Origin of the sequence: Micromonospora trifolii, from assembly GCF_022229005.1 — a bacterium.
In the GTDB taxonomy this organism is placed as follows: domain Bacteria; phylum Actinomycetota; class Actinomycetes; order Mycobacteriales; family Micromonosporaceae; genus Micromonospora; species Micromonospora trifolii.
In genome coordinates this window covers 199,592-224,597 of record NZ_JAKKFD010000011.1, presented here as the reverse complement: position 1 = coordinate 224,597, position 25,006 = coordinate 199,592, and the positions used below count along the sequence as shown (strand labels likewise).

The window sequence follows — 25,006 nt, the reverse complement described above, 5'->3', positions numbered from 1 at the left end:
GTCGCACCCAGTTCGCCGACCACCCGATGCCGAGCGACTGGCCCGACTACCCCGACCACCGTCGCGTCGCCGGTTACCTCGCCGACTTCGCCGAGCGTTTCGGGCTGGCCGACACCATCCGGCTGCGCCACACCGTCGAGCGGGTCACCCAGCATCCGGGCGGCACCTGGACGGTGGCCGCCAGCGGCCCGAGCGGCCCGGTCGAGGTCACCGTCGACGCCGTTGTCGTCGCCAACGGGCACAACCGGGTGCCCCGGCTGCCCGACCCCGGCTACCCCGGCGCCTGCACCGCCGAGCAGATCCACAGCCACGACTACCGGGGCCCGGAGCAGTTGGCCGGCAGACGGGTCCTGGTCGTCGGTGGCGGGAACTCCGCGATGGACATCGCCGTCGACGCGTCGTACGCCGCCACCCGCACCCTGCTGTCGCTGCGTCGAGGCGTCTGGGTGGTGCCGAAGTACCTGCTGGGACGCCCCTCGGACACCCTGAACGGGGCGTTGGCCCGCCGGCTGCCGTGGCGCCTGCGCCAACGCATCAGCCAGACGATGCTCAGCGCCACCGTCGGCAACCCCGACCGATACGGGTTGCCCGCACCGACGCACGGCTTCCTCCAGGACCATCCGACGCTCTCCGACGGGTTGCTGTCGCGGCTGACCCACGGTGACGTCGAGGCCCGACCCGGCGTCGCCGCCCTCGACGGCGACCGGGTGGAGTTCACCGACGGGCGCAGCGACAGCGTCGATCTGATCATCTGGTGCACCGGCTACCGGGTGGACGTCCCGTTCCTCGACCCCGCGCTGCTCGCCGGCGGCGCCGACACCCTGCCGTTGTACCGGCACGTGTTCCACCCCGACGCCCCCGGGCTGAGCTTCGTCGGGTTGATGCAGTCCACCGGTTCCGCGTTTCCCCTGGTCGAGGCACAGGCCAAGCTGATCGCGGCGCACCTCGCCGGCCGGTACGCGCTGCCGGACCCGGACCGACAGCGTGCCGTCTGCCGGGCCGAACTGCGGGCCGCGACCGCCCGCTGGGGTCAGCGCCGACCGGCGATGCGGGTGGACTTCGACGTCTACCTGGCCGAGCTGGCCCGGGAGTTGACCGCCGGGACGCGCCGCGCCCGCTCCGGCACGGCGCCCTCGGCGGGGGCACCCCGGTGAGCGGCCGAACACTTGCCGGTCGGCGGGTGCTGGTCACCGGGGCGAGCGGGACCTTCGGCCGCCACCTCGGCGCCGCGCTGGGCGCGGCCGGCGCCCGGGTGGTGGGGCTCGACCTGCACGCCCGCCCCGACGACGACGTGCCGGTGCTGGGCTGCGACCTGACCGACCCGGACGCCGTGCCGGCGGCGGTGCGGGCCGCCGTCGACCGGCTCGGCGGGCTCGACCTGCTGATCAACAACGCCGGGGTCGGTGGTCCCGCGCCGGCCGAGTTGCCGCCCGACGAGGTGGTCCGCCGGCAACTGGAGGTCAACCTGCTCGCGGCCTGGCGCACCACCGCCGCCGCGCTGCCCCCACTGCTCACCGCACGCGGACGGGTGATCTTCGTGGCCAGCCGGATGGCGGTGCTGCCCCTCCCGCTCGCCGCCGCCTACGGGGTGAGCAAACGGGCACTGGTCGCCTACGCCGACGCGCTGCGCCACGAGGTGGGCACGCACGTCGGGGTGAGCGTCGTCTACCCCAGCATGGTCGCCTCACCGATCCACGACAGCACCGCCGAGGCCGGGTTGTCCCTGCGGGGGGTGTCCCGGCCCGAGCCCGTCGAAGGGGTGGTCACGGCGATCCTGCGGACCGCCACCGCCCGGCGGGCGCCCCGCGACGTGGCCACCACGGCACGCGGCCGGTTGGAGATGGCCGTCGGCCGGCACGCGCCCGCGCTGGCCGACCGGCTGGTGCGCCGTACCCTCGCCGCCCGGCTCGCCGCCGGTGACCTGGACGCCGCGCCGCTGGCCGCCGGGATGCTCGACCGCCACCGCCACCGCGGACGCTGACCGCCTGGGTCAGGGCGTGGCGACGGCCGCGCGCGAGCGGTCGGCGGCGATGCGCACGGCCAGCGCCGCGAGCGCAGTGCCGGTCACCCACCTCTGCACCCGCAGCCACACCGGCCGGCGGGCGAAGAACCCGGCCAGCGCGCCGGCGCTGAGCACTATCAGCGCGTTCACGCTCAGCGCCACGGCGATCTGGGTCAGACCGAGCAGCAGGCTCTGTGTGGCCAGGTGCCCCCGCGTGGGGTCGATGAACTGCGGTAGCAGCGACACGTAGAGGATCGCGATCTTCGGGTTCAGCAGGTTGGTGACCAGGCCCATGGTGAACAGCCGCCGAGGCGGGTCCGGCGGCAGCGGCGCGGGCCGGAACGGCGAGTGCCCACCCGGACGCAGCGTCCGCCACGCCAGCCAGAGCAGGTAGCCGGCGCCGGCCAGCTTCACCACCGCGTACAGCGTCGGCACCAGGACGAAGACGGTGGCCAGGCCGGCGACCGCCGCCGTCAGGTAGACGCCGAAGCCGGCGGCCACCCCGAGCAGTGAGACCAGCCCGGCCCGGCGGCCCTGCGCCACCGAGCGGGACACCAGGTAGACCATGTTCGGGCCGGGCGTGAGCACCAGCCCCAACGCCACCAACGCGATGCCCAGCAGTGCACCAGTACTCACCACGACGTTCCCCCCGTCCGATGGATCCCCCACCGACCGTAATCGGGTTGAACATCCCCACCCAGGGCCACCTGACGAGCCGTGGCCTGCGATCCCGGGTGATCCATTCACGTTCGACGCCACCCGGCAGCACCGAGGCGGGAATGCTCACCGTGGCGGGCGCGCTGACCCCTGGCGAGTGCGTGTCGCCGGCCGGAGGCGTCGCGTTACGGTGGCCAGGGAGGTGCCGCACGGTGACCGAGGCGTGGGAAGCGTCAGTGGAGGCGAAGATCCAGGATGCCGTCCAGCGCGGCGAGTTCGACGACCTGCCCGGCATGGGCAAACCGATCCCCGGTCGGGGCGCGCCGTACGACGAGGCGTGGTGGATCAAGAGCTTCCTGGAGCGCGAGGCGCTCCCCAGTGACCTGCTCCTGCCCACGTCGCTGCAACTGCGCCGACGCATCGAGCAGGTCCCCGACGAGGTCCGCGACCTGCCCACCGAACAGTCCGTCCGCGACTTCGTCGGGCAGTTGAACGCGCAGATCGTGGCGTGGCTGCGCTTCCCCGACGACGGCCCCCGGGTCGCGGTGCGCCCGGTGAACACCGAGGACGTGGTCCGCCGCTGGCGCGCCGAACGTACCCGCGCCAAGGTCACCTCGACAGTCACTGAACCGGCGGCCGTCGGGACGCCGTCGCGCCGTCGCCGCCGCAGCTGGTGGCCGCTGTGGCGCCGCCGTCGGGGCTGACCCCCGGGGCACTGCCACGGCAGACTGTGCCGATGCTGATCGAATCGCGGACGCCCGGTACGCCCTCGACGCCGGGCGTCACCCTGCGTCAGTGGTGCGCCGACGACCTGGACGAGCTGGTGCGGGCCTACCAGGATCCGGTCCTGCGCCGCTGGACCAGCGCTCCGGTGACCACCGCCGCCGAAGCCCGGCGGTGGTTGCAAGGCGCACGGCGCGACTGGGCCGACGGCCGGCGGTACACCTTCGCCGTCCTCGAAGAGCAGGCCGACGGCGCCCGGCTGGTGGGCAACGTGGTGCTCAAGGGGGTCACGCCGGCGCGCCCAGCCCCTGAGGTGGGCTACTGGACGGCGTCGTGGGCACGCGGCCGCGGCGTCGCCCCGCGCGCGGTCACCGCGCTGAGCCGCTGGGCGTTCGACAGGTTCCCCGAGGTGGCCCGTCTCGACCTGCTGCACCAGGTGGACAACATGGCGTCCTGCCGGGTGGCGCAGAAGTGCGGCTTCGTGTTCCAGGAGACCCTGCCGGCCCGGCCGCCCTTCCCGCTCGACGGTCACCGCCACACGCTCGACGCCGGCTAGCCGGGCAGCACGCTGGACACCTCCCGTACCTGGTGCGAACGGATCCGAACAGGTCCGAACGCCTGCTCCCGGCCCCGACGCCGCGAACGCGGATACGGTCTGGGCCGAGCGCCCAGACGACCGCCGGCGCGGGAGGGACGGGCGAGGTGACCGAGCGCGCCGCGACGTACGCCGAGGTGTTCGCGGTGCGCGAGTACCGTCACCTGTTCGGCGCGTACCTGCTGTCCCTGGCCGGCGACCAGCTCACGGCCGTGACAGTGGCGTACCTCGTCTTCAGCGAGACCGGCTCGGCCGCGCTGGCGGCGGCCGCCTACGCCAGTTCGTACCTGGCCTGGCTCACCGGCGGACCGCTGCTGTCCGGTCTGGCCGACCGGTTCCCCAGGCGAAGCGTGATGATCGCCTGCGACCTCGGACGTGCGGCGCTCATCCCGCTGGCGGCGCTGCCGGACCTTCCCGCGCCAGCCCTGGTGGTGCTGCTCTTCGTGGTCAACCTGATGCGACCACCGTTCGTGGCGGCGCGGGCGGCGTTGATGCCGGAAGTGCTCGACGGCGACCGCTACGCCGTGGCCAACGGCGTGGACAACATCTGCGCCCAGGTCGTGCAGGTGGTCGGCTTCGCCGTCGGGGGGAGTCTGGTGGCGCTGCTGTCGCTGCGCGGTGCCCTGCTGGTGGATGCCGGCACGTTTCTGGTGTCGGCGCTTCTGATCGGAATCGGCGTGCGTTCCCGCCCCGCGCCTCGACAGCAGTCGAACCCGACCGGCCAGGGCCGGGCTGTCGGTCTGCGGGTGATCTTCGGCGATTCCCGGCTGCGGTCCTACGTTCTCGTCCTCTGGATGGCCAGCGCCTTCACCTACGCAGCCGAGGGGTTGATGGCACCGCTGGCCCGGCAGTACGGCGGCGGCGCCGGCACCGTCGGACTGTTGCTGGCGGCGGCGCCGTTGGGGATGTCCATCGGCGGGGTCGCGCTCACCCGCTTCTGTCCACCGGCGGCCCGAGCACGGCTCATCCTGCCGCTGGCCGCGATGTCGGCCGGGGTACTGACGGTGGCGTGGCTCGTCCCTCCGTTGTGGATGATGCTTGTGCTGTTGGTGCTTGCCGGTGCCGCGAGCGCCTTCGCCATCCCCCTGAACGCATTGTTCGGCCGGGCGGTGCCGACGCGGTACCGGGGGCGCGCGTTCGGCGTGGCCATCACCGGCCTCAGTGGGCTACAGGGGACGGCGATGGTCCTCGCGGGTCTGGCCGCCGACCGGTGGCCGGCCACCACGGTGATCGGGTTCAGCGGATTGTCGGGAGCGATGGCGGTTCTCGCCGTCGTGCCGTTGTGGCCACGGCGACCCGACCTCGCACCTGCGACGTTCGAGACTGCTGTCGAACAAGCCCGAACGACTCCGAACGCCGACACCCCTACCGCCGAAGCAGGCCGTGGCCGAGGCTGAGGTCAGCTGGCGGGCACGGGGGCCGTCACCGAGGGGAGAGGAGACGGGCATGCGCAGCGTTCGCAACCGCGGCATCAGCTGGACCTGACCCTGACGCTCCAATCGGGTGGTCGCCCGGGGGCAGGCGACCACCCGGCCCCTCGACGCTGGTGCGAGTCAGTCGACTGCGGCCTGCCAGTTCCAGGAGGTGCGCCTCGCCCGGCCGGGAAGCTCACCGCGGCCGGTCATCCAGAGCAGCACCTCGGGCGCCGCCCCGGGCGGGGCGTCCGGGAAGAGTCGCCGCAGCACCAGCGCGCTCAGGCGCTGCGGCGGCTGCCACGGCACGCCGAGACCAACTGTGATGTCGTGGGTGTGCAGCAGAGTCTCGGCCACGCCCATGGCGGCGAAGCCGGCCGGATCGCACGGACCGAAGTGCCAGGCCCGCGCGTCCGCTGGGGCGGCCTCGACGGCGGCGGCGAGCAGACCGGCGCAGGCCCGCACCACTGTGAGCACCTGCGTCGGGCTCGCGTCGGGGGAGACCCGCAGGTCGTACGGCAGATAGCCGTCATCCGGGCGGCCGGTGACCTGGCCCGCGTACGCGAGGAGGTCGTGCGCGATGTGCGCCGCTGTGGTCCAGCAGCTCCAGGTCAGCGAGCCGGCCGGCACCGACCAGTCGCGATCCCGGTGTGGCAGCAGCACCCGGGTCGTCTCGTCGGCTGCCTCCCGCAGGTCGGCGCCGGTCACCGCCGACATACGCCAACCCTCCGGACAGCGCCGGGCGTGGGATTCGCGTCGCGGGTAAAGACAGTCGAGGCGTGCAAGAATCCATCCTCGCACATGGGGGGAGGCGAGCGGAGTGTTGCCCAACCTGGTGGTGGACACGACGGTGCTGCCCCCGGCGGACCGGTTCGCGTTCTGGTATGCCCTGGTCGCTCAGGAGACCGCGCCCGCCCACATCAGCAGCGGCCACCTGGACAACTTCGTGGCCTACGCGCAGGCCATCGATCTCGGCCGCATTCGGATGACCTCGCTGCGCTACCCGTCGCTGGACTCGGTCCGGCCCACCACACTGGTCCGGCGAGCCGAGGGGGACGTGTATCAACTCGCCCTACCACTGACGGGTCGCAGCACCCTGATCCAGGACCGCACCGAGTCCACGCTGGAGGCTGGGGCCCACTTCACGCTCCTGGACACCGCGCGGCCGCACGTCGCCCGGCACCGCGCGGACGGTCCCGGTCCCGCCACCACGATCACCGTGCAGATACCGCACTCGGCGCTGCCCCTGGCCCCGGACCGGCTCCGCCGCCTGCTGGCCACACCGATGCCGTCGCACCTCGGCGTCGGCGGATTGTTGGCCCACCACCTGCGCAGCATCGCGGCGCACCCGGAGCAGTTCGAGCCGGCCCAGGCCGAGATCCTGGGCGGGGTGGCGGTGGACCTGCTCACTGCCGCGCTCGCCCAGTACCTCGACATCGAGGACACTTTGTCACCGGAGGCGCGGCACACCGCGCTGCGGGCGCGGGTCGTCGACTTCATCGACCGCCACCTCGACAGTGACGAGCTCAGCCCTCGCAGCGTCGCCGCCGCTCACCACATCTCGCTGCGCTCGCTGCACCGCCTGTTCGAGGCGGAGGCGACCACGGTCGCCGAACTCATCCGCGCCAAGCGCCTGGAGCAGTGCCGGCGCGATCTCGGTAACCCTCTGCTGCGGCAGCCGATCCAGGTCATAGCCGCCCGTTGGGGTTTCCCGGACAAGGCCCACTTCAGCCGCCTCTTCCGTGCCCACTACGGACGTTCGCCGCAGGAATACCGCACGGGCGTCGCTCGCCAGGACCGGTGACCGGCCCGACCGACCGCTACCGCCGGCGGTCGGTCGGATCGTCCTCGACGAAGTCACGGACCGCGGCGCGGATGCTCTCGCCGTACGGGTCGTCGGGTAGCCGCACCAGGTGTTCGCGCGCCCGCGCGAGGTGCTCGCGGGCCGGGCCGACGTTGCCCAGGCGTCGGTGGCAGTCGGCCAGGTTGAGGTACAGCGACGGCAGGAACGCCTGGACCTGGAGTGAGGACAGATACCGCTGGGCGCGTTCGTCGGTCAGGTCGGACACTGCGGCCAGGGCACGTTCGTCCCAGGCCAGCTCCGCCTCGGTGGTGTCCTGCAGATCGGCGAGGTAGTGCGCCAGGGTGCAGCGGTGCAGGGCGTCACCGGTGGGGCCGAGTTCGTCCCACAAGGCGGTGAGCAGTTCACGGGCCTGGGCAGGTGCGCCGCTCTGGCCGAGCTGCACGGCTTCGATGATGCGGGTCATTGTCGGGTCGGCGGTCGCTTGGTCGGTCATGTCGCCGATGATCGGGCCTCAACCCGGTCGAGAGTCAAATCCGTCCCGCGTCTAAAAATTACAAAGCTCTGCTCAGATCTTGCATTCCACTGTCGAATTTCCCTAGGCTGCCGTGGTGAGCGAACATTCGCTGGTCGAAGCGAGAGATCTGACGAAGGTCTATCCGGCGCGCGGGTCCACTGCGGAGTTCCGCGCGGTGGACGGCATCGACTTCGCGCTTGAGCGGGGGGAGTCGTTCGGGCTCCTCGGCCCCAACGGCGCCGGCAAGTCCACCACCATGCGGATGATCGCCGCCACGTCGCCGATCAGCGGCGGCAGCCTGCGCGTGCTGGGCATGGACCCGATGAGACAGGGGCCGGAGATCCGGGCCCGGCTGGGCGTCGTCACGCAGGACGACTACCTGGACAACGAACTCACCGTGCGGGAGAACCTGCACATCTACGGGCGATACTTCGGCCTGTCGCGGGCCGTGATCCGGGACCGCGCGACCCGACTGCTCGACTTCGCCCAGCTTCAGGAGAAGGCCGGCGACCAGGTCGAGACGCTCTCCGGCGGCATGCGGCGGCGACTGACCATCGCCCGCTCCCTGATCAACGAACCGGACATCCTGCTGCTCGACGAGCCAACCACGGGCCTCGACCCGCAGGCCCGACACATCCTGTGGGACCGGCTCTTCCAGCTCAAACAGCAGGGCGTCACCCTCATCCTCACCACGCACTACATGGACGAGGCCGAGCAGCTCTGTGACCGGATCATCGTGGTCGACCACGGCCGCATCGTCGCGCAGGGCTCACCCCAGGAACTGATCACGAGGTACGCCACGCGGGAGGTTCTCGAACTCCGCTTCCGCCTCGACGAACGCGACACCGCGGCGGAGAAACTGCGCACGTCGGGGCTGGCCACCGGCGGCAACGACGCCGAGGGCCGCGTCGAACTGCTCCCCGACCGGGTGCTCGTCTACGCCGCCGACGGCGAGGCGGCCCTCGCCACCGTGCACGCCATGTCGCTCACGCCGCTCACCGCACTGGTCCGTCGCGCGACGTTGGAGGACGTGTTCCTCAAGCTCACCGGCCGATCGCTCATCGAGTAGCAGGAGAGCTCACTGGTGTTACGTGTATTCAGGTACTGGTTGACGCGCTACCGGCGTACCTGGCGGGGCTCGATCGTGATCAACGTGCTGAACCCGTTGCTGTTCCTCATCGGCATCGGCGCCGGGCTGGGCGCGCTGGTCGACGACAACGCACCCGCCCAGATCGCCGGCGTCTCCTACGCGGCGTTCTTCGCCCCGGGCATGCTGGCCGCCGCCGCGATGCAGAACGCGTTCCTGGAAGGGGCCGGGGGGGTCGCCCGCGCTGCCGGCTTCGGGGCGTACCGCAGTGCCACACCGACGCCGCTGAGGCCGGAGCAGCTCGCCGCCGGGCACCTGCTCTTCATCACCTTCCGGGTGCTCATCGCCAGCGGCGCCTTCATCGTGGTGATGGCGGCGTTCGGGTTGATCGGGGGATGGTGGGCCCTCGGCGCCCTGCTCGGCGCGACGCTGACCGGGGTCGCGTTCGCGGCACCCGCCGCCGCGTGGGCGGTCGGTGTCCGCAAGCTGCGCCACATCGACACGGTGTTCCGCTTCGTCATCATGCCGCTCTACATGTTCTCCGGCACGTTCTTCGCGGTCTCACAGCTACCCGAGTGGATCCGGCCGGTGTCCTACCTGCTGCCCCTGTGGCACGGGGTGGAGCTGTGCCGCACGCTCAGCCTCGGCACGGCGACGATCACCGGCAGCTCCGTGCACATCGGCTACCTGCTGGCACTCGCGATCGGCGGCTTCCTGCTCGCTCGGGTCACCTACCGCCGACGGTTGCACCCGTGACGGCCCACGCCCAGAGCCCCGTGGAGGCACCATGACCACCGTCGCCGTACCCGCCTGGACCAGACGCCGGGCCCTGGCGCTCATCGAACGCAACTTCATGATCTACCGCCGGTCGGTCACGCCGCTGCTCAACGCGCTCGTCGAGCCGATCCTGTACCTGCTGTCGATCGGCGTCGGCGTCGGGATGCTCGTCGGCACGGTCCCCGGCGTCGAAGTCCCGTACGCCGCCTACGTTGCCCCGGCGATCCTGGCGACCACGGCGATGAACACGGCGTTCAACCAGACGAGCTTCGGTGTGTTCATCCGGATGAGGATCGAGAAGACCTACGAGGCGATCCTCCCGACACCGCTCTCCGTCACCGACATCGCCGTCGGCGAGGTGACCAGCGCGATGATCAACGGGCTGCTGACGTCGATCGGATTCCTCACCCTCATGGCCGTCGGTGGGCTGGTCACCTCGGCCTGGGTGCTGCTGGCCCTACCGGCGTCGCTGCTGATCTCGTACGCGTTCGCCGCCGGCGGGCTGGCCGTCACCACGTACCTGCGCGACTTCCCCGACTTCCAGTACATCCAGCTGTTCATGCTGCCGATGTACCTGTTCGCGACGACGTTCTACCCCCTGTCGGTCTACCCGGAGGCGGTGCGGCCGCTGATCCAGGCGCTGCCGCTCTACCACAGCATCGAACTGGTCCGGGAACCCGCGTTGGGCCACCTCGGCTGGGAGCTGCTGATCCCGGTGGCCTACCTCGTCGCGTTCGGCTCGATCGCGATGTACGTCGCCACCCGTCGAATGACCCGGGCGATGCTGCGCTGACGACCGCCGCGCCCTCGACCGCTCATCGCTGGGCGACGATGGCCTCCAGCACCGTGCGGACGGGGACCGGGCGGTGGCCGATGACTGTCTCCAGCGTCGGATCGGTCACGGCGAACTCCTCTCCTCGCGCCGCGCGGTACATGCCGAGAGTGAAGTCGGCCGCCCCCGCGGGCATGCCTCGCTCGATGGCGGCCGTGCGCCACTCGTCGTCCTCCACGACGACACGCTCGACGGTGCGGCCCGTGATGTCGCTGAGGAGGGCGGCCACCGCTAACGTGTTGGTTAAGTGACTGGAGGGCCCTGGTGTCTGGCAGCGATCAACTCAGCGCGGTGTTCTCGGCGCTCGCCGACCCGACTCGACGGGCGATTCTCGCCGAGCTGGCCGATCGCGACGCCACGGTCACCGAGCTCACCGCTCCCCTTCCGATCTCGATGCCGGCGGTGTCGCGGCACCTGAAGGCGCTTGAGCGCGCCGGGCTCATCTCACGCACCCGTTCGGGGAAGTTGCGGATGAGTCGCATCGAGGCCGCCCCGCTGCGCGAAGCGGCCGAGTGGATCGAGCGCTACCGGCGGCTCTGGGACACGTCCCTTACCCGCCTCGACGCCCACCTCGCGGCCGTGCAGGCCGCCGGCCGCCCAACGGACCGAACGGCCCACGGCCCGGCGACTCCCGACAGGGAATCCCCGAACAAGGCTCACGAGAAGGAGAATTGATGGACAGCGACAAGCCGCCAATCGTCATCTCACGCGTGGTGGACGCGCCACGGGAGCTGGTCTACCGCGCCTTCACCGACCCGGACCACCTGGCGGCATGGTGGGGGCCGATCGGCAACTCACTGCCCCGCGAGGAGATGGAATTCGACGTCCGCCCTGGCGGCTACCAGCGGTGGACCGAGGTGTTCCCCACCCGACCCGACCTTCGCGTCGAGGTCCACATCGACCTCACCGACGTCGTCGACGGCAAACTGCTCGACGGCATCGCGCACGTCACCGGCCAACTGCCGGACGGCCTTCGGCCGCACGAGACAAGGATGCGGGTCGAATTCCACGACGAGGCCGATGGACGGACGCGACTCGAGATCCGTCAGTGGCTCCCCGAGCACCTGGCTGCTCCCGCCAACCAGGGTTGGAACGAAGCCTTCTCCAAACTGGACGCCACAGTGCGGAATGCCCGCCCCGTCGCCGTCGACGTCGAGGTGTAGCGCCATGGCCAAGCTGACCTACGTGACCAACGTGTCCCTCGACGGTCACATCGAGGACGAACACGGCAGATTCGACTGGACCCCACCCGACGACGAGTACCTCGCGTTCATCACCGACCTGGTTCGGCCCATGGGCACCTACCTCTACGGCCGGCGCCTGTACGAGTCGATGGCCCTCTGGGAGACCGACCCCGCACTCGCCGCGCAGTCCAAGCTCACTGCCGACTTCGCCGACGTCTGGCAGGCAGCGGACAAGGTCGTCTACTCCACCACGCTGGACGCGACATCAACCGCCAGGACCCGGCTCGAAAGGGACTTCGACCCCGCCTCGGTACGCGCCGTGAAAGCCTCTGCCACCAGTGACCTCACCATCGGAGGCGCACACCTCGCGGCGCAGGCATTCCGGGCCGGGCTGGTCGACGAGTGTCACCTGCTGATCCACCCCGTCCTCACCGGCGCAGGCAAGCCCGGGCTGCCCAGCGGCACCCGCCTCGGCCTGGAGCTACTGGGCAATCGCCGACTCAGCAGCGGTGTGGTGTACGTGCACTACGGCATCCGCACCTGAGACGGTCGTCGGCGTCACCGACCCTGACATGTGTCGGTGACGCCGACGGGGCGTCGCCCAGCTCGCTCGATGCGAGCGTTCGCATCTCCATCAGTCCCCATACCAGTGCAGCGTCAGGCCAGGCTCGTCCCGCCAACGCGCCAGCAACGCCTTCAGTCCCGCCACCAGCCCACGCTCCGTGTCGTCAGCCGCCGCCGCCCCCAGACGGTCGACGTCAGCATCGAGCTGCGGCAGATCCTCATGAACGAGTACGCCATCCGACCACGGGTTCAGCTGACCCAAGATCGGAAGTCGGTTGCCGCCGGCCGCGTTCAGCAACGGCAGCAACTTTTCCACCGGCACGTCGAGCAGCACACCGCGCTCCCGCGCCGTGGCCCACTCTTCGGCGTCGGCGCGATAGCGCTCCCGCCGCTGCGCGCGGGTCGCCCGACGCAGGCTCTTCGGACGTGGCAGCGGAGCGCGCAGCACCAACAGCAGACCCACCCGGGCGACGCTACGGCAGCTCTGGTGCGGACAGCGCAGCCGGCTACCGGCCGGAGCGCGCGGCCTTTCGCCGAGCAGGCACGCCAGCGTGTCAGGCATGATTCGGCGACGCTGCGTGACATGGGTACGGTGACGGCGTGCTCTCGACCGTGAAGGGTCTGTCTCGGTACCACACCGAGGAGTCACTGCGCGCCTACCTGCTGGAGCGCTCACACCGCACCGACGACGGCTGCCTGGTCATCGAAGGTTACGGGCGGCGACGCGGGGTGCACCAGAAGGTCGCCGGTCGCGCGTGGGCGCACATCGCCGCGTACGTCGTCCTCGTCGGCAGGTACGATCCGGCCCTCGACGTTGACCAGACCTGCGGCGCCGCCGACTGTATCGAGCCGACGCATCTGCGTCAGGTCAGCCGGACCGAGGCCTGCCGCAACCGAACCCAGGCAGCACAGTGCCGCAACGGCCACGACCGTGAACTCGACCCGGCCACCGGCCGGTACCGTCGGGTTTGCCGGACCTGCAACCGGGAGGCCCAGCGCCGCTGGCGTGAACGCGAGGCCGCCGAGGTAGCCCAGGCCCGCGCCGCGTACGGCCGCTCGTAGTGATCGTTCTGGGATGACCAGTTTCCCCGGTGCGTGACGAGAGCCGCGATAGCCGGCGCCCCCGCAACCCGGTGATCAGCTGCCGACCTTGGTGATGACCGGTCGAGTCACATCCTGGTTGTCGATGACGACGTTCGCGCGTTCGTGCGGCGCGCAGGCGGCGAAGTACAGCCGCTGGCCGCCGACGTAGCGGCCGAGGCTGGGATGTTCGGGATCCGGATGCGAGCCGTCGCGTCGGGCCATCCGCGCCACGGTGACCGCGAACGGCGCATCAAGAAAGACTGACAAGTCCCAGAACTCCACCAGTTCGTCACGGTGCAGAAACAGCCCGTCGACGATGAGTACCGTGCCCGGCACCGCGGTCTGCCACGCTAGATCCAGGACCTCGTCCGTCCGAAGATCATGGGCAGCGGGACGGTAACGGCGAGAGCCCCCGGGACCGAACGGCCCCAGCACGTTCTGGACGAGGGCTCCGTAGTCGTAACTGTCGAGCCAGAAGCCTTCCGGCGAATCCTTTCCCCGGCGATGTCGCACAGCCCGGCGGTGATGGAAGTCGTCCGCCGACACGTGCACGACATGACGTCCCTGGTCGCTGAGCACCGCGGCCAACTCCCCGGCGAACGTGGACTTACCCACCCCGTCGACCCCGTCGACGGCCACCCGCACGCACTGCGGCGCGGGGAAAGTCGGAACCATGTCAGCGACCTCGTCAAGCACCTGCCCCCGCACGACGCCCACGCCATTCCTCCCATCATCGACCGGAAGCGCAGCACGCCCACGGAGCGAGGCAGTCATCCTGGCCGGTCACCTCGCATCAGTTTCAGCGGGTTGGCTCGTGCCGCACATGCCGCGCGTTACACCGACGCCGAGATCCGCACGATCCTGAACCGGGCGTTGTCCTTTCGTCCTGCCCCAAGCCTTCGCTCGCTACCCCTTCGACGCGGTGATTGTCGAGGCCGGCTCCATCCGCACCTTCGGGCTACCGTGACGGGCTACCTGAGCAACGTCGGCGGGGACGCTGCTGTTCTGGAGGAGGGCGATCTCGGAACTAGGGCCAGATTTAGGTCAGCGACGGGTAGCACTCCCTGGCGCAGCTGGAGGCGATGAACTCCGTCAACTCGGGGCCGGGATGGAACCATTCGCTGTCAGGTAGGCGCAGGTAGGCGAAGCGCTCATGGAGCTGATCTTCCAGTTGCTTGCGTTCCTTCTTGCGGTCTTCAGCGATGACGTGCAGCACCTTTAGGCCGTGGGGGTTGCCCGTGTGGAAGGAGCGCATCCGTTCGTAAGGGCCGTCGCCGGTCTCACCAATCTTGATGTAGGGGTCGCTGGCGACGAAGTACACGCCGGCATAGCAGTGCTCCAGGCCGGGGTCGCCGAAGTCGCCGAAGACCTCCTGGCTGGCTTCGATCATGGCTTCGTTCGGGTCGCCAAGGGTGCCGTACCCGCGGATCTTTTGTCGGTATCGGCCGACTAGCCGCTGCCGGTCTCGGTATTCGTCGTAGGTGGTCATCGCTTGCGACTCTGCCTAGCAGCGCGGGTCGCGGCCAGGCCGGTCTGCCGCCGCGACACCCTCAGCGCCACCCCGGCCGCATCGGCAGCGGCATGCCCGAACGTCGCGCCAGCGGCCAGCCGGCCGATCACCTCGGCCCGGCGCACCGCCAGGTCCCAGACCTTCGCGGGTGTGGTCAGCACACCTCGCTCGAGTAACGCCGGCTCATCGACCATGCCCAGGCCCTCACTGTCGCACATAGGAGTACGGAACACATCGACCGTAGTGCACCCGAGTCCAGACCAGTGGAAAGTTCACCCTCCCGTGCACGGCGGCTGGTCACGGCCATCGGTTTCGTGCAGAGAACCTCGGACTTCAACACGTCCTGATCTTGTCGAGGAAGCGGTTCTTCTCGGACCACCTCGCAGTGTCCCTTGAGGCCCTGCCCCCGCTTGAATCGGAGAGCCCTTCTGGTCAGGCCGTTAGGGAAGGATCGCCGAACCGATCTTCCTCAAGCCCGAAGATCGAGTCGCTGAAGATCCGTGACGTGCGTATTGAAGGGCGATGCCGTCCCTGCTGGACGCCGCGTTTTCGGCCGCTGAAGTACGGCTGGCGCTCAACAGGACGGTTGCCGCGTCCGGCCACTCACACCAGACTGATGCCTTACGCACAAGAACTGTCATTATGATGTGCGTCCGTTTCGCCCCTTATGTGGCAGGTATTTACCGGATTATCGGTAATAACAATCCAGTAATCCCGTCAGGATGGTCCGCGAGGTTCGAAGGACGCCGTGAGCGAGCGGAGCGGTCGTCAGTGGCCGGTGGACTCCAGTTGACCGAAAGCCAGGCTCCACCACGCTTCCGGATCAGCGAACGCGGACGGGTCCACCATCGTCAGGTCGGCGCGGATAGCTGCGGCGCGGGCCGCACGCTCCCGGCCACCTGGGTCGTTCGCGATCAGCTGCCCGAGGCGGTACAGGAACTCGACGAACGCCGCGAACGTCGTGTTCACCGGCTCGAAGTTCGGCGACTCCAGGTCCAGCAACTCGACGCCCCCGGCCAGCGTGTCCAGGCAGAACAGCATCTGACTGTCCTCCGGTGAGCTGCCCAGGACGAGGTAGGTGCGCGGCCCCTCGTCGCCGATCTCGATGCGCAGCTTGGAGAACAGCTCCAAGCCTTCGACGGCAACGTCGACTGTGAACAGGATCGGTACGTCCGTCGGGAAGGCGCCGTTGGGTGGGAAGGTCTCCGGCCGGATCGGGCCGAGGATGTCGTCGAACCTGTCGACCGGGAAGTGCAGCATACCGTCGGTGCCCCACAGGTCGATGAGCTGCTCGTAGGTGACGCTCACTCGTCGGGCTCCTCGTCGTCCTCATCGACGGTGGTCAGCCCGTGCTCGTCGAGGAACTCCCACCACCCGTCGTCGCCCGCGACATCGATGTACAGGGGACCGAACACGTAGGCGGCGAGGAAGTACTCGAGGTTCGGCATCAACTCCTCGAACTCCTCCCGCACGTAGAACGGGTCATTGCTGGTCTGCGGGCACCACCAGACCGCACCGGTGTCGCGCCGCAGCAGCAGCGGCTCCCGGGCCAGGAGGCCGAGGTAATACCACTCGGCAGGCTCGTCGGCCACTCCGCTGAACTCGGGCATGTGGCCGAGCAGGTTGCGCCAGTAGTCGAGGTCGGCCGTGCCCAGGATTTCGAAGTCGCCGGCCCGGACGCCGTCGGCGACCTCCAGCAGCTCGCGAACCGGCTGCGGCACGTCGTCGGAGATCTTGTCGGCCGGCGCACCCTGATTGATCTGCCCCCACAGCAACGTCGCGGGCTGGTCCGCCTCCAGGTCGGCGCGCAACTCCACGATGAGGTCCCGCAGGTCGGGATTCAAGGAATCACCTCTATTCGGATCGGCGTACCGTCCGGCAGGTTCCGAATCTTCTGCCAGATCTCGCTGCCCATGTCCTGGTTCGTATGGCTGTCCAGAAACCTCAGATTATCGACTGTGTCTGGACCGCCTAGTTGCGGATCCCAGACATGATCGGCGTCGACCCGGTCCAGGCGGGCGAGAAGCTTCTCCGCCATGGCCTTGCCCTCCGCGGTGGCTGTGCCGCCCGGCGGCCAGTACTTGGCGAAGATCGCCTGTCGGACGCGCTCGCGGTACGCCTTGGTGAGCTCGGGGTCCTTGTCGAGGGGGTTAGCCTGCTTGAACAGCTTGCCCTCGTCACTGAGCTTCTGCAGCGCCCTGACCTTGCGGTCGAAGGGTCCCTTCTTGTACGACGGCTTGCGCTTGATCTTGAGGACGAACTCGGGCAGGTCGTTGTTGCGGGTCACTGGCGGCGCCGGGATCCGCTTCTTCGGCTTCTTGGCGGCGGCCTCGACCGCCTTGCCCACCAGCTTGCCGACCTTCGCCTTCGGCACGCCGCCGCGTGGCTTCGAGCTCTTCGGCTTGTGGCTAGGCATTCAGCAGCTCCGAGAGGACCTGGTCGATCAGCAGGCCAACGATCTCCCGCATGATGATCTGGAAGATCGGAATCTCGAGGAGTGACGCGCCGAAGGTGACGACCGCCGTCGCGATGGCCTGCGCCACCTGAAACGCCAGAATCGCGAGCTGCACGATTATCTGGATCTTCAGCGCCAGCACGATCGCCGCGCAGATCATCAGACCGGTGCCGATCAGCATCGCCGCCTGGGAGTAGCTCGGCAGGGTGCCGGGCCCGCTCTCGGCGTCGGTCCACCACTTCTGGAACGCCTGCACCGACTCGGCGCTGTGCTGCGACCACACCGCGGTCGCGGCTGACCCGGCTTGGCCCGCGGCGTTCCCGACGGTACCGCCGAAGGCAAGCCAAGCCTGGCCCATTTCGAAGATCTTCTCCTCGTCGGCCTCGGGCCAGCTGTACCCGAGCCAGCCGAGCGCGGTGATCAGCTCACCCGGCAGTTGGAGGCCCATGCCGTCAGTCCAACTGCCCGCGGAGGGCCTGGATCATGCCGTCCGCGTCCTGCTCGGCGGCCTCGTAGTTGTCGGCCATCAACGTCAGGTCGCTGCCCGCCGACCCGATCTCCTCGGCCGCCTCGCCGATACAGTCGAGCACCCAGGCCGCGACAGTGGTGTACGCCATGCCGATCAGCGACCCGATGTCGTCGGCACCCCACGGCTCGCCGAAGCCCTGCATCTGTGCCTCGAAACTCTCCAGCTCACCAATGAACCCCTGGGCGACGTCGATCACGGCGTCCCCGCCGGAGCGCAGCAACACCGGATCGACCTCGAAGCCGTTCACCCGACGCAACCCCTTGACGTCTGCGCCTGCGCCTCAGTCAACGCCGGCTTGAACTCGCCCGGCCACGGGCGGCGCACGGTCTCGTCATCCTCTGGTGCAGGACCGGCGGCCCGCAGCGGACCGACGGTCGCGGCCAGCGTGCGGACGCACTCCCCGCCCGTCGATTGACTCATTGACATGTGCCCTCCCCGTTTGACCGGAGAATACAACCGAGCCGTCCTTCATCGACACCCGTTGAGGCGAGGCAGAAGGCGTCAGCATCCACAGGCGATCGATCCGCTGCTGGATCAGTGGTGACGCGCCGGCAGACGACGAGCTGACCGTCTGCCGGCGCGTCGGCAGGTGTCGCCGTCGCCAGGATGGCGACTGCTTCTCACCGACAGGCCCTGAGGAGCCGAGATCAGTGGGCGGGCTTGCCGAACCAGCGGGAGAGGTGCTCGTCCAGGTCCCCCTGGTTCTCGCCGATCCAGGCGACGTGGCCGTCGGGGCGGAGCAGAACACCCGGAACGTCCAGTGCCGCAGTGGGGTCCGCGAGGTAGTCGACCCGGTCTGACCAGCCGCCGACGGTGAGGCGTTCGGTGCGGTCCAGCAGTAGGCCGCGGCCGTGGTGCAGCAAACCGTAAAGGTGGCCCTGTTTCACGTCCAGGTCGGGCAGGCGGCGACCGAGCAGGTCGGGGCCCGTGCCGAAGTCGTAGCGGATGCCGATGGCGGTGATCTTCTCCAGTAGATGGAGGTTCACCTGGTCGAAGTCCATCAGCTCGGTGAGCAGTCTCCGCACGGCCTGTGCGCCCGGTTCGGTGGACAGCAGCTCCGTCTGGGCTCGGGTGTTGTCCAGCACCGCCTCGGCGACCGGACGGCGTTCGGCCTGGTAGGTGTCCAGCAGGGCGTCCGGCGCCCAGCCGCGGATCCGCGCGGCCAGTTTCCAGCCGAGGTTGAACGCGTCCTGGACGCCCAGGTTGAGGCCCTGTCCGCCGATGGGCGGATGGATGTGCGCCGCGTCGCCGGCCAGCAGCACCCGTTCGACCCGATACCGTTCGGCAAGCCGGGTGGCATCGCCGAAGCGGGACAACCAGCGCGGGGAGTGCACGCCGAAGTCGGTCCCGGCGATGGCGCGCAACTGGTGTTTGAAGTCCTCGAGGGTGGGCGGTTCGGCGCGGTCGCTGACCCCGGCGGCGGGCACCAGGACGCTGTAGACCCCGACGCCCGCGGGCCGGAGCCAGAATCGCTGCTGGGTTTCGCGGATCTCGGCCACCGTGACGGCGATCTGCTCCTGCGGTACGCCCACTTCCATCTCGCCCATCAGGCTCTCGGTCCGGGCGGGCTCGCCGGGGAAGCCGACACCGAGCAGTTTGCGCACCGTGCTGCGCGCGCCGTCACAACCGACGAGATAGCGCGAACGCAGCTGTTCCCCGTTGGACAGTTCGACGGTCACCCCCTCGTCGTCCTGTTCGAGACCGGTGACCGCGCCACCGCGCCGGACCTGCGCGCCCAGCTCGATGGCGTGTTCTTCGAGCAGACGTTCGATGACCGGCTGTGGAATACCCAGCAGGTAGGCGTACCGGGAATCCAGGCCCTTGGGCGCGGGCTTGGCGATGGCGGCGAAGAAGGCGCTGGCGGGACGCCGCCGCCCGTGCGGGAGGATGCGGTCCAGCAGGCCGCGCATCGCCATCAGCTCGAGACTGCGGATGTGCAGGCCGACGATGCGGACGGCCGACGCCGGCTCGGTTTCCTTCTCCAGGACGAGGGCCCGTACGTCGTGCAGTCGCAGTTCGGCGGCGAGCATCGCACCGGTCGGCCCGCACCCGGCGATGATCACGTCGTACGGCGGCTCGGTGGTTAATTGCTGAGGGTGCATAGGTGTTGCCTCTCGGGAGTGCCGTGTTGGCAGGGCGCTCCCGGCGACACCTATGTCAATCGCCCGACCGTGACGGCAAGGGGGAGCACCCACATCGCTACAACGTTCATGGGTCTCACCTCCTCGGGCGGTGTCGCGGTCAACTGCAAGCTATCTCCCCCGGCGCGATCCCGTCGAGTCGTTCCTCGCCGGGTGATCACGGCGTCGGGTGAGTCAGTGATCGGTGGAGCCACTCGGCCATCAGCGCGCGTTCGGCGGCGGTGAGCCCCGCAAGGTCGGGCAGCACCGTCGCGAAGGTCACCGCGACAGCGTTCGCCGTGGTGTCGTGTGTTGCCGGAGTTGTCGCCAGGATGCTGGTGAGCACGGCATCGAGCATGGCCTCGCCCAGACCGAGGTCACGCTGGTCGGCGGGCACTCCCAGCAGCGTGAGGATGGTTCCGTTACCCGCCGAGTGGATCATCTGGAGTGCGCGCTCCTCGTCGACCCGGAGAAGGCCGGTCGCGGCGAGTCGCCGGACGCGACGACGGAGCACGTCGAGGCCGGCGACAGTTGCCGGCGAGGGTGCGCCGCTCCCCCGCGTGGCGATCAGCGCGTACAGCTCGGGGTTTGTCAGGCCGAACTCCACGTGTGCGCGCCATCCGGCGCGCAGGTCCGCGACCGGGTCGCCCGTCGGGCCGTCCGCTGCGACCGATTTGCCGCTGACGTAGGTGGCCATGACGTGCTCGGCGACGGCGTCGATGAGCCCGTCCTTGTCGCCGAACAGGCGATAGATGGTCGGCGCCTGCACGCCCGCGGCCTGAGCGACGGCGCGCGTCGTCACGGCGTTCGCGCCCTTCTCGCGCAGCAGGTGGGTCGCTGCCGCGACGATGCCGGCACGGACGTCGTCGCGGGTGTCCTGCGTCGTCACCATGAACCGATGCTAACAGCGTCTTGTTATCCACGAATTATCAGTGCTAACGTCGGCAGCGTAACGTCGATAACAAGGAGTTCGTCATGATCGTCGTCACCGGTGCCACTGGTCAGCTCGGGTCCCAGATCGTCGAGCGGCTGCTCGACCGGCTGCCACCCGACGCCGTGGGCGTGAGCGTTCGCGACGTCGACAGGGCCGCCGGCCTGGCGGAGCGGGGGGTGCGGGTGCGCGCCGCGGACTTCACCGACCCGGCCACGCTGGGGCACGCCTTCGAGGGTGCCGACAAGGTGCTCGTCGTGTCCGCCGCCATCCGCGGTTCCGGCGCGATCGCCGCCAACCACGCCGCCATCGACGCCGCCCGCGACGCGGGAGCCAACCGAATCCTCTACACCAGCCACCAGGCCGCCTCCCGGGACTCGCTCTTCGCCGCCCAGCCCACGCACGCCGCTACCGAGGAGCACCTGGCCGGACTGGGGGTTGCCTTCACCGCCCTGCGCAACGGGTTCTACGCGAGCACGCTCAGCTTCTCCATCGGCACGGCGCTGGAGACCGGGCAACTCGTGGCACCGGCGGACGGCCCGGTGTCCTGGACCGCGCACGCCGACCTGGCCGAGGCCGCAGCCGTCGCCCTCACCGAGGACGGCGTACTGGACGGGGTCACGGCACCGCTGACCGCGTCGGAGATGCTCGACCTCGAAAATGTAGTGCCGCATGAACGCGTGTCAACACGCCGAGACATCGCGGGTAAGCGCAGCGCGTCGACCGAAACCTCGACCTAGCGGTCCTGCGCAGTCGCAACATCGACCTGCGGGGCTATGTCAGCTTCCATGCTCCTGCCTCGCTACGGGCCAAGACCTACCAGCACCTGGTGGAACTGGCGATGCGCGGCGAACTGGAGGTCGGGGTCGAACGTTTTCCGCTCACCGCGATCAACGCGGCGTGGAGTCACCGGTCCGACAGGCCCGCCCGACGTCCGGTGGTGGTGATGGGGTAGTCGTCGCGTGGGCGCGCTCGTGTCGGGGGCGAGGTCGGCGGGCGGGCGGTGAGCACGGCGTGCACGCCCAGACCCAGCCGGGTCAGCGCGAGTGCGGCTGCCAGGACGAGCACGACGCGAATACCGTTACCGACGTCCGGTGCCCACAGCTGGAGTTTGGCCAGCCCGGCGCCCTCCCAGAAGGCCGGCACCTGCCAGGCGACGCCGACGGCCACCAGCGCGCAGGCACCGATCCAGGTGGTGGTGGCGGCGATCGTTCGGCCACGGGAACGGGCCGGCGGGGCACCGTCGCCCCGGCGCCTGCGGAGGACGCGAGCCCAGGACCTGGCCAGCAGGGTGAGCAGCACTGCGGCGACTCCGAGCAGCCCGACCAGAGCCCAGACCTGCATCGGGTCTTCGGTGGCGGTCGCGGGTGAGCCGCCGTGCAGGATGCGGGCGAGGTTGAACGCCCCTGCGCTGAGCGGCGCGTCCATGTGCAGGCCGTAGATGTTGGTCATGATGATCACGGCGAGGTTCGAGTCGGGTGCCAGCACGATGTGGGTGAAGAAGTCCGGGGTCGCGCCGGCGTGCCAGACGATGCGGGTGCCGACGCCGTCCAGGGTGCTGTTCTTCCAACCGAGCCCGTAGGTGCCGTGACCGGTGGCCACGGTGCCGGTGTGCAGCTGTCGTGTGCTCTGCGGTCCGAGGATCTGGGTGTCACCGTAGCGGCCTCCGCTGAGCTGTGCGACGGCGTAGTGGGACAGGTCGTCGAGACTGGCGGCGAGGAAGCCGTAGGGCACTCCGGCGGTGTCGAACGGCGCGGCGAAGCGCTGCGGACGGCCGAAGTAGTACCGGTGCCCGGCCGGGATGCCGACGGCCCGGGCCTCGTCGGCGGTGGCCGCGGAGTGCGTCATCTGTAGCGGGTCCAGCACGTGACGGCGTAGGTAGCCGCCGAAGGTGTCGCCTGTGACGTTCTCGACGAGCGCGCCGAGGATCATGTAGTTGGCGTCGCTGTACTGATAGGTCCGTCCGGCAGAGGCGGTGGGCCGCACACTGGCCAGGTCCCGTACGGATCGGGCCAGCGCGCCGGGGCGGTTGTCGTAGCGGTCGGTCAGGTCGGTGCTCCACACCTGTGGCAGGCCGCTGGTGTGGGTGAGCAGGTGGCGGACGGTGATCGTCCGGGCGGTGTCCGCGCCGCCGAGTCGCAGCCACGGGAGGTACGTGGACGCGGTGGTGTCGAGGTCGACCCGGCCGGCCTCGGCCAGTTGTGCCACCGCCAGCGCGGTGAACGACTTGCTTGTGGACCCGAGCAGGAACGGGGTCTGCGGGGTGATCGGTCGGCCGTCACCGTCGACGCCCCAGGTGCCTCGCTGGAGGACCTCGTCGCCGCGAATGACCGCGTACGCCAGCCCGGGTGCCTTGATCTGCTTCAGGTACGTGCGCAGGTAGCGTTCGCCGGCGGCGAGGTCGTCGACGGCGGCGGGGCTGGCCGCGACCGGGGTGGCCAGCCCCGCGGCTGTCGCCATCAGGCAGCCGGCCGCGGCGATGAGCCGTCGGGTCTGCGTCAGCGCGTCAGTCCAGGTGCTCATGTGGCGGGTCCTCCCTGTCGGTGGGCCGTCAGCCGATCTGACTCAGCAGCTTCTCGAGCGCGGCCAGGCGCTGCCGAACCTCGCCGAGTTCGTCCCGCATGCCCTTGATCTCGTCCGCCGTGGCCTGGGCTCCGGTGGCGCTGCGCTCGGCCAGCACCCGGTAGCCCTCCTCGCGAGCCGCCGCGTACCGGGCGCGGTAGATGCCGGTCCCGATGAGACCGGCGACCACGATCACCGCCGTCACGATCACCGCCGCGGCGATGGTGGAGGTCTGCGCGATGTCCAACGCCACCTGATGGGTCATTGCTCACTTCTCCTGTTCTGCGGCCGGCCCCGAGCCGGTCAGGTTCTGTGCGGCCAGCGCGATCGCGTCCAGGTCCAGGGCCACGGTGAACGGCACCGCCTGGACGTACTTCACCGAACTGCCGTCTGGTGCCGTCACCAGTTCGCCGCTCACCAGGCCGGCCGCTTCCAATTTCTGCAGGTGCATGTAGAGCAGCGGCCGGTTCATCTGTAGCTGCCGCGCCAACTCGCTGACGTAGGTCCGCTGCCGGGCCACGGCGGCCAGGATTCGCAGCCGGTGCGGGCTGGCCAGTGCGGCCAGCAGCGACACGAGTTCGTCACCGGTTGGCGAGGTGCCGCTCATCCTGGTTTCCCTTCTCAACGAAGGCGTCAGATTTCTCTGACACCCCCTGTCAGGCAAGTCTGACAGGGGAGGGCCGCAGGTGTCAACGGACGCCGTAGCGCGCGCCGGTCACTGACCCCAGGGCGGTAGCCAGACCTCGATGTCCAGTGCCTGTGCTCGCCGGGACGCGAGGTAGTCGCGCAATACCCGCAGCGCGGGGTGCGGGTTGTCGTCGCGCCAGATGAGCGACATGGGATAGATGGGCGCCGGGTCCCGCACCGGTACGCGCCGCAGGTCGTAGCTGTCCGGCCACAGGTACCGGGTGCGTTCGCCCGCCAGGGTCGCCAGCTGCGCGGAGTCGGCTATCTCGGCCAGCAGCGCCTCGTTACCGAAGACCGGCCCGACCAGGTCGATGGTGAGGCCGAACGCGGCGGCGAGTTCGTCGTAGTAGTCGGCCCATTCGGTGCCGGGGGCCATGCCGGGCATCCAGATCCGGTGCTCGGCGAGTTGCGCGGGTGTGACGGTGCGGGCGTTGGCGAGCGCGTGGCGGGGGCCGACGAGCAGCTCGTGGTGCTCGTCGATCACGCGCGTGGTTCTGATCGCGGCGGGCAGGTGACGCGGAGCGACGGTGACGGCGTGGAAGGTGGCGTCGACAGTCCCCGCCTCGACGGCGGCCATCGCGGCGTGGACGTCGGCGTCGAGTGTGACGACGTCCAGCTCGATGCGGGGATGCGCGCGGTGGAAGTCCTGCAACAGCACCGCCGGTGCGATCCGTCGGCTGTGCACGTCGACGCGCAGTGCCCGTCGGCCGGGACGTACGGAGGCGTCGGCGCGCGCCTCGGCCCGGAGCAGTTCACGGGCGTGCGGCAGGAAGGTCTGACCGTCGACGGTGAGGTGGGTGCCGCGCGCGGTGCGGGTGAACAGCCGCACCCCGAGGTCCTTCTCCAGTGCGGCGATGCGCTTGGAGACGGCCTGCTGAGTGATCGACAGCGCGGCGGCGGCGTCCTGGAACTGGCCGGCGTCGACGGCGGCGACGAAGGTGCGGACGGCGTCGAGATTCACCCGGCAACCCTACTGAT

The 25,006-nt window shown here is 69.8% G+C and carries 33 protein-coding genes; 14 read left to right on the top strand and 19 right to left on the bottom strand.

The window, feature by feature from the left end; genetic code table 11:
* Positions 1 to 1,154 (top strand): flavin-containing monooxygenase (locus NIE79_RS08765; protein WP_238678053.1); only part of this gene is annotated, 1,154 nt, incomplete at its 5' end.
* Positions 1,151 to 1,981: an SDR family NAD(P)-dependent oxidoreductase gene (locus NIE79_RS08760; protein ID WP_238678052.1), complete on the top strand. Its 831-nt coding sequence runs from the start codon at positions 1,151 to 1,153 to the stop codon at positions 1,979 to 1,981. The genes NIE79_RS08765 and NIE79_RS08760, both read left to right, overlap by 4 nt.
* 9 nt (positions 1,982 to 1,990) lie before the next feature.
* Here the strand turns inward: NIE79_RS08760 and NIE79_RS08755 are convergent, their stop codons facing one another.
* Positions 1,991 to 2,641 (bottom strand): LysE family translocator, encoded by a 651-nt coding sequence (locus NIE79_RS08755; RefSeq protein WP_238678051.1) that lies wholly within the window; start codon positions 2,639 to 2,641, stop codon positions 1,991 to 1,993.
* Between the two features lie 230 nt (positions 2,642 to 2,871).
* Between NIE79_RS08755 and NIE79_RS08750 the strand changes: the two genes are divergently transcribed.
* From NIE79_RS08750 to NIE79_RS08740, 3 genes are all read left to right on the top strand, one after another.
* Positions 2,872 to 3,363: a DnaJ family domain-containing protein gene (locus tag NIE79_RS08750; protein WP_238678050.1), complete on the top strand. Its 492-nt coding sequence runs from the start codon at positions 2,872 to 2,874 to the stop codon at positions 3,361 to 3,363.
* 32 nt (positions 3,364 to 3,395) lie between these two features.
* On the top strand, positions 3,396 to 3,938 hold the full coding sequence (locus NIE79_RS08745; RefSeq protein WP_238678049.1) for a GNAT family N-acetyltransferase: 543 nt from the start codon (positions 3,396 to 3,398) through the stop codon (positions 3,936 to 3,938).
* 146 nt (positions 3,939 to 4,084) lie between these two features.
* Entirely contained in the window at positions 4,085 to 5,374 is a 1,290-nt protein-coding gene (locus NIE79_RS08740; RefSeq protein WP_238678048.1) for an MFS transporter, read from the top strand.
* Positions 5,375 to 5,530: 156 nt separating this feature from the next.
* On the opposite strand, the gene NIE79_RS08735 is transcribed toward NIE79_RS08740, so the two are convergent.
* Positions 5,531 to 6,106 (bottom strand): maleylpyruvate isomerase N-terminal domain-containing protein, encoded by a 576-nt coding sequence (locus NIE79_RS08735; protein ID WP_238678047.1) that lies wholly within the window; start codon positions 6,104 to 6,106, stop codon positions 5,531 to 5,533.
* 103 nt (positions 6,107 to 6,209) lie between these two features.
* Between NIE79_RS08735 and NIE79_RS08730 the strand changes: the two genes are divergently transcribed.
* On the top strand, positions 6,210 to 7,193 hold the full coding sequence (locus tag NIE79_RS08730) for an AraC-like ligand-binding domain-containing protein (RefSeq protein ID WP_238678046.1): 984 nt from the start codon (positions 6,210 to 6,212) through the stop codon (positions 7,191 to 7,193).
* Positions 7,194 to 7,209: 16 nt separating this feature from the next.
* On the opposite strand, the gene NIE79_RS08725 is transcribed toward NIE79_RS08730, so the two are convergent.
* On the bottom strand, positions 7,210 to 7,686 hold the full coding sequence (locus tag NIE79_RS08725) for a hypothetical protein (protein ID WP_238678045.1): 477 nt from the start codon (positions 7,684 to 7,686) through the stop codon (positions 7,210 to 7,212).
* 112 nt (positions 7,687 to 7,798) lie between these two features.
* On the opposite strand from NIE79_RS08725, the gene NIE79_RS08720 reads away from it, so the two are divergent.
* Genes NIE79_RS08720 through NIE79_RS08710 form a run of 3 tightly spaced genes read left to right on the top strand, consistent with a single transcriptional unit; the run spans position 7,799 to position 10,364 of the window.
* Positions 7,799 to 8,776 (top strand): ABC transporter ATP-binding protein, encoded by a 978-nt coding sequence (locus tag NIE79_RS08720; protein WP_372471428.1) that lies wholly within the window; start codon positions 7,799 to 7,801, stop codon positions 8,774 to 8,776.
* Positions 8,777 to 8,791: 15 nt separating this feature from the next.
* A complete protein-coding gene (locus NIE79_RS08715; protein WP_238678044.1) occupies positions 8,792 to 9,550 on the top strand; it encodes an ABC transporter permease in 759 nt (252 codons plus the stop codon).
* 31 nt (positions 9,551 to 9,581) lie between these two features.
* Entirely contained in the window at positions 9,582 to 10,364 is a 783-nt protein-coding gene (locus tag NIE79_RS08710) for an ABC transporter permease (protein WP_238678043.1), read from the top strand.
* A gap of 22 nt (positions 10,365 to 10,386) precedes the next feature.
* Here NIE79_RS08710 and NIE79_RS08705 read toward each other — a convergent pair whose 3' ends face one another.
* Positions 10,387 to 10,632 carry a Rossmann-fold NAD(P)-binding domain-containing protein gene (locus NIE79_RS08705; protein ID WP_238678042.1) on the bottom strand — a complete coding sequence of 82 codons (246 nt, stop codon included), beginning with the start codon at positions 10,630 to 10,632 and terminating at the stop codon, positions 10,387 to 10,389.
* A 35-nt stretch (positions 10,633 to 10,667) separates the two neighbouring features.
* On the opposite strand from NIE79_RS08705, the gene NIE79_RS08700 reads away from it, so the two are divergent.
* The 3 genes from NIE79_RS08700 to NIE79_RS08690 are packed head-to-tail and all read left to right on the top strand — an operon-like array spanning position 10,668 to position 12,131.
* Positions 10,668 to 11,078, top strand: coding sequence for an ArsR/SmtB family transcription factor (locus tag NIE79_RS08700; RefSeq protein ID WP_238678041.1), 411 nt, complete (start codon positions 10,668 to 10,670; stop codon positions 11,076 to 11,078).
* Positions 11,078 to 11,566 (top strand): SRPBCC family protein, encoded by a 489-nt coding sequence (locus tag NIE79_RS08695; RefSeq protein WP_238678040.1) that lies wholly within the window; start codon positions 11,078 to 11,080, stop codon positions 11,564 to 11,566. The genes NIE79_RS08700 and NIE79_RS08695 overlap by 1 nt, the downstream gene beginning before the upstream one ends.
* 4 nt (positions 11,567 to 11,570) lie before the next feature.
* On the top strand, positions 11,571 to 12,131 hold the full coding sequence (locus NIE79_RS08690) for a dihydrofolate reductase family protein (RefSeq protein ID WP_238678039.1): 561 nt from the start codon (positions 11,571 to 11,573) through the stop codon (positions 12,129 to 12,131).
* A 90-nt stretch (positions 12,132 to 12,221) separates the two neighbouring features.
* On the opposite strand, the gene NIE79_RS08685 is transcribed toward NIE79_RS08690, so the two are convergent.
* Entirely contained in the window at positions 12,222 to 12,614 is a 393-nt protein-coding gene (locus NIE79_RS08685; protein ID WP_238678038.1) for a hypothetical protein, read from the bottom strand.
* Between the two features lie 137 nt (positions 12,615 to 12,751).
* Between NIE79_RS08685 and NIE79_RS08680 the strand changes: the two genes are divergently transcribed.
* Positions 12,752 to 13,213: an HNH endonuclease gene (locus NIE79_RS08680; RefSeq protein WP_238678037.1), complete on the top strand. Its 462-nt coding sequence runs from the start codon at positions 12,752 to 12,754 to the stop codon at positions 13,211 to 13,213.
* Positions 13,214 to 13,288: 75 nt separating this feature from the next.
* Here the strand turns inward: NIE79_RS08680 and NIE79_RS08675 are convergent, their stop codons facing one another.
* The 10 genes from NIE79_RS08675 to NIE79_RS08630 all read right to left on the bottom strand — a co-directional run bounded on the left by NIE79_RS08675 (position 13,289) and on the right by NIE79_RS08630 (position 20,740).
* Entirely contained in the window at positions 13,289 to 13,951 is a 663-nt protein-coding gene (locus tag NIE79_RS08675) for a nucleoside/nucleotide kinase family protein (protein ID WP_238678036.1), read from the bottom strand.
* Positions 13,952 to 14,273: 322 nt separating this feature from the next.
* Positions 14,274 to 14,723, bottom strand: a complete 450-nt coding sequence (locus NIE79_RS08670; RefSeq protein WP_238678035.1) for a GIY-YIG nuclease family protein — start codon at positions 14,721 to 14,723, stop codon at positions 14,274 to 14,276.
* Positions 14,720 to 14,962: a hypothetical protein gene (locus NIE79_RS08665; RefSeq protein ID WP_238678034.1), complete on the bottom strand. Its 243-nt coding sequence runs from the start codon at positions 14,960 to 14,962 to the stop codon at positions 14,720 to 14,722. Before NIE79_RS08665 ends, NIE79_RS08670 begins: the two co-directional genes overlap by 4 nt.
* A gap of 550 nt (positions 14,963 to 15,512) precedes the next feature.
* Complete coding sequence (locus NIE79_RS08660; RefSeq protein WP_238678033.1) at positions 15,513 to 16,052, bottom strand: SUKH-4 family immunity protein; 540 nt, start codon at positions 16,050 to 16,052, stop codon at positions 15,513 to 15,515.
* Entirely contained in the window at positions 16,049 to 16,588 is a 540-nt protein-coding gene (locus NIE79_RS08655) for a hypothetical protein (RefSeq protein WP_238678032.1), read from the bottom strand. Before NIE79_RS08655 ends, NIE79_RS08660 begins: the two co-directional genes overlap by 4 nt.
* Positions 16,585 to 17,160 (bottom strand): endonuclease, encoded by a 576-nt coding sequence (locus tag NIE79_RS08650; protein ID WP_238678031.1) that lies wholly within the window; start codon positions 17,158 to 17,160, stop codon positions 16,585 to 16,587. The genes NIE79_RS08655 and NIE79_RS08650 overlap by 4 nt, the downstream gene beginning before the upstream one ends.
* On the bottom strand, positions 17,153 to 17,647 hold the full coding sequence (locus NIE79_RS08645) for a WXG100-like domain-containing protein (protein WP_238678030.1): 495 nt from the start codon (positions 17,645 to 17,647) through the stop codon (positions 17,153 to 17,155). Before NIE79_RS08645 ends, NIE79_RS08650 begins: the two co-directional genes overlap by 8 nt.
* A gap of 4 nt (positions 17,648 to 17,651) precedes the next feature.
* Complete coding sequence (locus tag NIE79_RS08640) at positions 17,652 to 17,975, bottom strand: hypothetical protein (protein ID WP_238678029.1); 324 nt, start codon at positions 17,973 to 17,975, stop codon at positions 17,652 to 17,654.
* 400 nt (positions 17,976 to 18,375) lie between these two features.
* Positions 18,376 to 19,830, bottom strand: coding sequence for a rifampin monooxygenase (rox, locus tag NIE79_RS08635; protein WP_238678028.1), 1,455 nt, complete (start codon positions 19,828 to 19,830; stop codon positions 18,376 to 18,378).
* A gap of 196 nt (positions 19,831 to 20,026) precedes the next feature.
* Positions 20,027 to 20,740, bottom strand: a complete 714-nt coding sequence (locus NIE79_RS08630; protein WP_238678027.1) for a TetR/AcrR family transcriptional regulator — start codon at positions 20,738 to 20,740, stop codon at positions 20,027 to 20,029.
* Positions 20,741 to 20,823: 83 nt separating this feature from the next.
* On the opposite strand from NIE79_RS08630, the gene NIE79_RS08625 reads away from it, so the two are divergent.
* Positions 20,824 to 21,519 (top strand): NAD(P)H-binding protein, encoded by a 696-nt coding sequence (locus NIE79_RS08625; RefSeq protein WP_238678026.1) that lies wholly within the window; start codon positions 20,824 to 20,826, stop codon positions 21,517 to 21,519.
* A 166-nt stretch (positions 21,520 to 21,685) separates the two neighbouring features.
* On the opposite strand, the gene NIE79_RS08620 is transcribed toward NIE79_RS08625, so the two are convergent.
* The 4 genes from NIE79_RS08620 to NIE79_RS08605 all read right to left on the bottom strand — a co-directional run bounded on the left by NIE79_RS08620 (position 21,686) and on the right by NIE79_RS08605 (position 24,989).
* Positions 21,686 to 23,302, bottom strand: coding sequence for a serine hydrolase domain-containing protein (locus tag NIE79_RS08620; RefSeq protein ID WP_238678025.1), 1,617 nt, complete (start codon positions 23,300 to 23,302; stop codon positions 21,686 to 21,688).
* Positions 23,303 to 23,330: 28 nt separating this feature from the next.
* Complete coding sequence (locus NIE79_RS08615; RefSeq protein ID WP_238678024.1) at positions 23,331 to 23,606, bottom strand: hypothetical protein; 276 nt, start codon at positions 23,604 to 23,606, stop codon at positions 23,331 to 23,333.
* 3 nt (positions 23,607 to 23,609) lie between these two features.
* Positions 23,610 to 23,948, bottom strand: coding sequence for an ArsR/SmtB family transcription factor (locus NIE79_RS08610; RefSeq protein WP_238678023.1), 339 nt, complete (start codon positions 23,946 to 23,948; stop codon positions 23,610 to 23,612).
* A 108-nt stretch (positions 23,949 to 24,056) separates the two neighbouring features.
* Positions 24,057 to 24,989, bottom strand: a complete 933-nt coding sequence (locus tag NIE79_RS08605) for a LysR family transcriptional regulator (protein ID WP_238678022.1) — start codon at positions 24,987 to 24,989, stop codon at positions 24,057 to 24,059.
* Positions 24,990 to 25,006 lie beyond the last annotated feature (17 nt).